The sequence below is a fragment of the Streptomyces sp. S6 genome (assembly GCF_054880855.1).
Genome location: NZ_JBTYMC010000355.1, coordinates 1 through 6,164, shown reverse-complemented (window position 1 = coordinate 6,164; position 6,164 = coordinate 1). Strand labels below are relative to the sequence as shown.

Annotated in this window: 4 protein-coding genes; 2 read left to right on the top strand and 2 right to left on the bottom strand. The window is 72.2% G+C overall.

The window, feature by feature from the left end; all coding sequences use genetic code 11:
• A partial coding sequence (locus ACVNF4_RS30905) for a peptidoglycan-binding domain-containing protein (protein ID WP_461806187.1) occupies window positions 1-350 on the top strand: 350 nt, incomplete at its 5' end.
• 269 nt (window positions 351-619) lie between these two features.
• Window positions 620-2,749 (top strand): sensor histidine kinase, encoded by a 2,130-nt coding sequence (locus ACVNF4_RS30900; protein WP_461806188.1) that lies wholly within the window; start codon window positions 620-622, stop codon window positions 2,747-2,749.
• A 50-nt stretch (window positions 2,750-2,799) separates the two neighbouring features.
• Here the strand turns inward: ACVNF4_RS30900 and ACVNF4_RS30895 are convergent, their stop codons facing one another.
• Together ACVNF4_RS30895 and ACVNF4_RS30890 are read right to left on the bottom strand one after the other, a co-directional pair.
• Window positions 2,800-4,461, bottom strand: coding sequence for a cellulase family glycosylhydrolase (locus tag ACVNF4_RS30895; RefSeq protein WP_461806186.1), 1,662 nt, complete (start codon window positions 4,459-4,461; stop codon window positions 2,800-2,802).
• 525 nt (window positions 4,462-4,986) lie between these two features.
• Window positions 4,987-5,988 carry an ATP-grasp domain-containing protein gene (locus tag ACVNF4_RS30890; protein WP_461806185.1) on the bottom strand — a complete coding sequence of 334 codons (1,002 nt, stop codon included), beginning with the start codon at window positions 5,986-5,988 and terminating at the stop codon, window positions 4,987-4,989.
• Window positions 5,989-6,164: the final 176 nt, after the last annotated feature.

The following is a 6,164-nucleotide window of genomic DNA, read 5'->3' as shown; positions in this document are numbered from 1 at the left end:
CCGGCGGCGCACCCGGTCCCGTCGTGCCGAGCGCCGCACCGAAGCCGAGCGGTGAGCCGACCGGCCCCGGGAACCCGCCGGGCACCCCGTCGCCGAGCACCGATCCCACGCCGCCGCCCGGGAGTTGCGACTACTACGCGGGCAACGGCCGTACCGGGCCCGGCGACAGCGGCAAGAAGGTGAAGCAGGCGCAGTGCCTGCTCATCGCGCGGGGGTACCGAACCGGCGGCGAGGACGGCGACTTCGGGCCGGGGACGGAGGCGGCGGTGCGGAGCTTCCAGGACGCGGCGGGGCTGAAAGTGACCGGGATCGTGAACCCCAAGACGTGGGCCGCGCTGCGCTCCGGCTGACGGCGGAGCGAGCGGACGGGCCGGTCGTGGAAGTGATCGGCTTGTGTGAAACTTGGACGGCTTGGGCCGAACGATGAACATCGGCGACCGCTCGATGCTAAGAATTGGCCAGATCAGATCGAGCCCCGCCCCACACCGCCCGGACGCGTGACGGCTCGGAACCGAATGGGACGCACTTGCCGAACACCTCAGCCGACGCTCCTGCGGCCGAGCCCCGGAGACAACTCACGGGCAAGCCCGCGAGGAAGCCGCTCACCCGCAACTGGCCGGTGGCCAGGCGGCTTCGGGCCGTGCTGCTGCTCCCCGTGCTGGTGACCCTGGCCCTCGGCGGCATCCGGGTCCGGGACTCGCTGGAGACCTGGCAGGACGCCCAGGACGCGGTCCGCGTGGCCGAACTCGTGCGCGCCGCCAGCCAGTACGCGAGCGACGCCATCAACGAACGGGACGTCTCCGTCGTCCCGCTGCTGCTCGGGGAGCGGGACTCCGCGGTCGTCGTCGAGGCGCGCAGGGTCACCGACGCCGACGCCAAGGCGTTCGCGGAGGCCGTCGGGCGGATGCCGCAGGAGGACCGGTTGGTGCGCCGGGTCGCTCTTGTGCGGGCCGGTGAGCGGCAGTTGCCGCAGGTGCGGGCCGCGGCCTTCACCGCGCGGACGTCCGGGGTGCAGACCGAGGAGAGCTACTACGCCGTCCAGCACCCCCTGATGGAGATCTCCAACGAACTCGGGTACGGCCGCTCCAACCAGTCCAGCTTCGGCCGCTCCCTGTACGCGATCTCCCTCACACAGGCCGCCGAGTCGCTGATCCGGTCCATCGGCACGCACCTCCTGGTCGGCGACCGCACCAAGCTCGCCCCACGCGAACTCGCCGTCCAGCTCACCGCGTTCAGGTCGTACGCCTACCTCGAACAGGTCGCGCTGCGCGAGTACGCGGCGGCGGGCACCCCCGACGACACGACCCGCCTCCAGCAGGCCCTCGCGACGGCGCAGCAGCGCGGGCAGGAACGCAACGCGCAGGCCGCCGCCGAGGCGCGGGCGGCGGGGCGGACGTACGTTCCGCCGCCGCCGATCGCCACGATGGTCGAGCGGATCTCCTCGGGGGCGTCCGCCGCCGACCTCGCGAAGGAGGGCATCACCGTCGAGACGTTCTTCGCGTCCTCCTCCCTCGGCTTCGACGCCTACCGCGCGGTCCAGCTGCAACTGGTGGACAGCGCGCTCACCAACGCGACGGTGATCGCGGACGATTCACGCGACGACGCGGTCCTCACCGGCGCGGTGGTGCTGGCGGCGATCATGCTGGCGTTCCTGTTCGCGGCCTGGATGGCACGCCTCACGAGCCGGGGCATGCGCAGTCTGAGCGCCTCCGCGATCGACATCGCCGAGCGCCAACTGCCCGAGCTGATCGGCCGTCTGTCGGAGAACGACCCGCACACCGTGGACCCGCGGGTGCGGCCGATCCCGATCACCTCCACCGACGAGATCGGCGAGGTCGCCCGCGCCTTCGACCACGTCCACCACGAGGCGGCCCGCCTCGCCGCCGTCCAGGCGCGGCTGCGGGGACAGGTGAACGCCATCTTCACCACCCTGTCCCGGCGCAACCAGTCCCTCGTGGAACGCCAGTTGACCATGATCGGCGAGCTGGAGGACCGCGAGACCGACCCGCAGCAGTTGGAGAACCTCTTCCGCCTCGACCACCTCGCGACACGGGTGCGGCGCAACGGCGAGAACCTCCTCATCCTCGGCGGGGAACGGCCCGGCCAGCTCTGGGACCGGCCACTGCCGCTGGCGGACGTGGTGCGCGCGGCGTCCTCCGAGGTGGAGAGCTACGAGCGGATCGAGCTGGCGGGCGTACCGGACGTCGAGATCGGCGGCGCGGCGGTCACCGACCTGGTGCATCTGCTGGCCGAACTCCTGGAGAACGCCACGTCGTTCTCGTCCCCGAAGGCCCCGGTCCGGGTCCTGGCGACCCGGCTTCCGGACGGCGGTGTCATGGTCGAGATCCACGACCAGGGCATCGGGCTGCGCCCCGAGGACTTCGCGACGATCAACCGCAAGCTCGCCGATCCCCCGGCCCCGGACGCGACCGCCTCCCAGCACATGGGCCTGTTCGTGGTGAGCCGGCTGGCCCACCGCCACGGCATCCGGGTCCAACTGCGGCCGTCCGCCGCCCGGTCGGGCACGACGTCCCTCGTGATGCTCCCCATGTCGGTGACGGACCAGGCGCTCCCCGACTTCGACACCCTGGCCCTGCGCGAGAAGATCCCGGACCAGCGGCCCGACGAGGACCCGTTCGCGGGGTACGAGTCGTGGAGCGACCACACGCCGTCGGAGACACCGGAGAAGGTGGAGCGCTCCTTGCTGAGGCCCCGGTGGGGGCGGAAGAAGGCGCAGGCGAAGGAGTAGAGGTGGGCCGGGGCGTGCCGCGCGCCGCCCCGGCCGCTCATGATGGTCCGTCAGCTCTTGGCGCAGGTCGTGCCGTTGAGCGTGAAGGAGGCCGGAACGCTGTTCGTGGCCCCCTTGTCGGCGATGAACCCGACGGTCACCGAGCCCGCCGCCGGAATGTTCGCGGTGTAGGCGGCCGGCCTCACGGTGACGGCGGCCCCGCTCTGGGCGGCCGTCCCGCCCCACATGTTCCCGATGGTCTGCCCGTCGGCGAAGGAGAAGCCGAGCGTCCAGCCGTTGACGGCGGTCGTGCCGGTGTTCTTGATGACGATCTCTCCCTGGAACCCGCCGGCCCACTCCCCGACCGACCGGTACCCGACGGAGCAGGACTGCCCGGGGGCGGGCGGGCTCGTGGTGACGTCGACCGTGCCCGACCGGGTGGAGCGGTTCCCGGCGGCGTCGCGGGCGTAGACGGCGAACGTGTACGCGGTGGACGCCGAAAGCCCGGTCACCGTCGTGGAGTTGGAGGTCGTCGCGGCGGCGGCCGTCTCCGTCCCCCCGCTCACCCGGACGACGTCGTAGGCGCTCACGCCAACGTTGTCGGAGGACGCGGCCCAGCTCAGCGTCACGGAGTTCGCGGTCACCGCCGAGGCCGTGGGCGTGCCGGGAGCGGTCGGCGCCTGGGTGTCACCGCCGGACCCGCCGCCGAAGATCGTCGCCTCCTTGGAGGTGCCGGCGATCCCGTCGGGCCCGTTGAAGACCCGCTTGCCCCACGAACTCAGGTTCTTCGCGTCGAAGTTGAGGGCGAGGTCGAGGATCGGATCGGTGTTTCCGCTCCAGCTCCACGCCAGGTAGCCCAGTTTCAGCTGCTGGGCCGCCGCCATCATCGTGTCCTCGTCGGGGTCGCCGTACTGGTCGGCGGGGCCGCCGAACTCGCCGATGAGGAGCGGGAGTTTGGCGGTGACGAAGGCGTTGAGGTAGTCGGTGACCTTCGCCGCCGTGTCGTACACGCTGTACATGTGGATGGAGAAGATGAGGTTGCCGGTGGTGTCGGCGGCGTACACGGCCTGGGCGTTGGTCCGCATGACGCCCTGCCAGTCCTGGCCCCAGTTGGGGGCGTCGACCATCAGCAGGTGCTGGAAGCCGGCGGCGCGGAGTTTCTTGACGGCGGCGACGGTGGGGGCGGTCCAGCCGGCCGGATCCGTGTTGCCCCAGGGCTCGTTGCCGATGTTGATGGCGATGTAGTCCTCTTGTCCGGCGAGGACGCTCTTGAGGCCGATCCAGTAGTCGGCGGCCTGGTCGAGGGTGCCGGCGGCGGACTCCTCGCCGTATCCGGTGGTGTCGTGCACTTCGAGGACGCAGATGACGCGGTTCGCCTTGCACTGGGCGATGACGTTCGCGACGTCGGAGGCGGTGTCGGCGGTCCACCGGTGGCCGTCGGCGAGGACGACGCGGACGGTGTTGGCGCCGAACGCCTTGATGTCGGCGAGGGACTGGTTCAGGCGGCCGGGGTACCAGGTGTGGGCGTGGTTCACGCCGCGCATCACGAAGTCGTTGCCGTTGGACTCCAGGAGCCGGCCGTTGCTGATGTGCAGGCCGGTCGCCTTCACGCGTGGCGCGGAAGCGGCGTGGGCGGCGGGGGCGAGCGCGCCGAGCAGGAGGGCCCCGAGGAGGGCCGCCAGTACTCTCCGGCAGAGGGTTCTCGCCGTTCTCGCTGTGGCTGTTGTTCTCACTGCGGCTCCAGTGGGTGAGCGCCAGGGGCGCGGGCTGCTGGACAGTGACATGGGAGCGCTCCCATAAACCCACCTGGCCCAGTACACGTCAAGAGAGGCGGCGCATGCTCATCGGTGCACCCCCGGGACCTGCGGAGATTCGACGCGGCCGGCGGGCATATTCCAGCCGCGAGATGGGGATGACCGGCCCCAAGAAGGTCAACACGCCCGAGCGCATGGGCCGTAGGAGTAGCCCGTGCTGCGGGGGACGAGGAGGCGGACGTGAAGAGGATTCAGCTGAACAGGCATCCCCGTGGACCCCGCCGGCCGGAGCCGCAGGACCTGCGGACCCCGTCGGGGCGCCCGCTTCCCTACTGACCACCCCATCGACGCGAGCGGCGGCCCGGCCGGGGTCCGACTCCCCGGCCGGGCCGCCGCGTTGTGCCGTGAGTGGTCTGGCGGCCCTCGGGCGAGGGCTGTTGGACCCCGTCCCGGTGACGGTCAGGGCGGAGCACGTCGGTCGGGTGCTCCGGCCGTCAGGTCACGTCACCGGGACGGGAGCTTGTCGCCCCGCGTGTCTCCTCGCGCGAACGACACGGGGGTGGGCCGGGGCCCGGCGAGGGCGAGCGCTTCGAGGTGGGCCTCGATGTACGGGACGGCCACCAGCGGGAGTTCGCCCTCGACGAAGGCGGGCTGGACGTTGACCTCGAAGACGACGCCGCCGTTCTCGACCGCGAGGTCGACCCCGGCGAACGGCAGCCCCACCGAGGCGGTCGCGGCGATCGCCAGCTCGGCGAGGCGGGGCGGCAGCCCCTGTGCGCCCAGGTGGACGGGCGTCGCGCCCCGGCAGGTGTTGCACGGCGTGTCGTCCTCGGGCTGGAGGTGTTCGCGGGCGTGCACGATCCGCCCGCCGAGGACGAAGACCCGGAACTGGTGGCGCAGCCCGTCGGCGGTGACGTTGCCCGCGTCGCGCGACAGCATCCAGTCGGTGTCCTGCCCGGCGTAGTAGGCGGTGGCCTCGGCGAGCCGCTGAGGGCTGTTGACGTGGAAGGTGTCGTTGCCGCCGGTGCCGACGACGGGACGCGCCCAGGTGTCGCCGCCCAGCTCCTCGAAGGCGTCGCGGGCCTCGTCCCCGGTCGGCGCGGACAGGACGACGGTCTCCATCTGGGCGATGCCGTCGCGCCGGAACCGCTCCACGGTGAGGTTCTTCTCGGTGGCGGTGCGCCAGGCGTCGGGCCCGGTCCCGAGGGTGACGACGTCACACTCCTCCAGCAGGAGCTGGAACTCCGCGAGGGCGGCGCGTCGGTGCGGCGGGATCTCGTAGAGGACGACGACGTCGGGGACGAGGTCGAGGCGCTCCTCGGGAACCCGCAGCCGTAACCGGCCGCCGTCACGCTCGGCCTGTCCGCCGCCGCCCGCCTCGAAGTGCCGGGAGTCGACGCGCACGGGCGGGGTTCCGGTGAGCAGTCCGACCGCCTCGGCGAGGTAGTCCCGGCAGCCTTCGGGCGACGTGGGGTCGGCGATCAGGGCGATGCGGGGTCGGGACACAGCGGCCTCCAGATGCTCTCGACGCGCGCTCGCGGCGCGGGGTTGACCTGCGCCCGAGGCGCGTGCGGTGTCACGGGTGGTGCCTGTCACGCGGGGTGGCCGCACGCCGTCGGCCGGAAGCGGCGACGGCGTACGGCTCTGGTGTGCGCCCCCGGCCGGCCGGGGGCGGCGGCCGG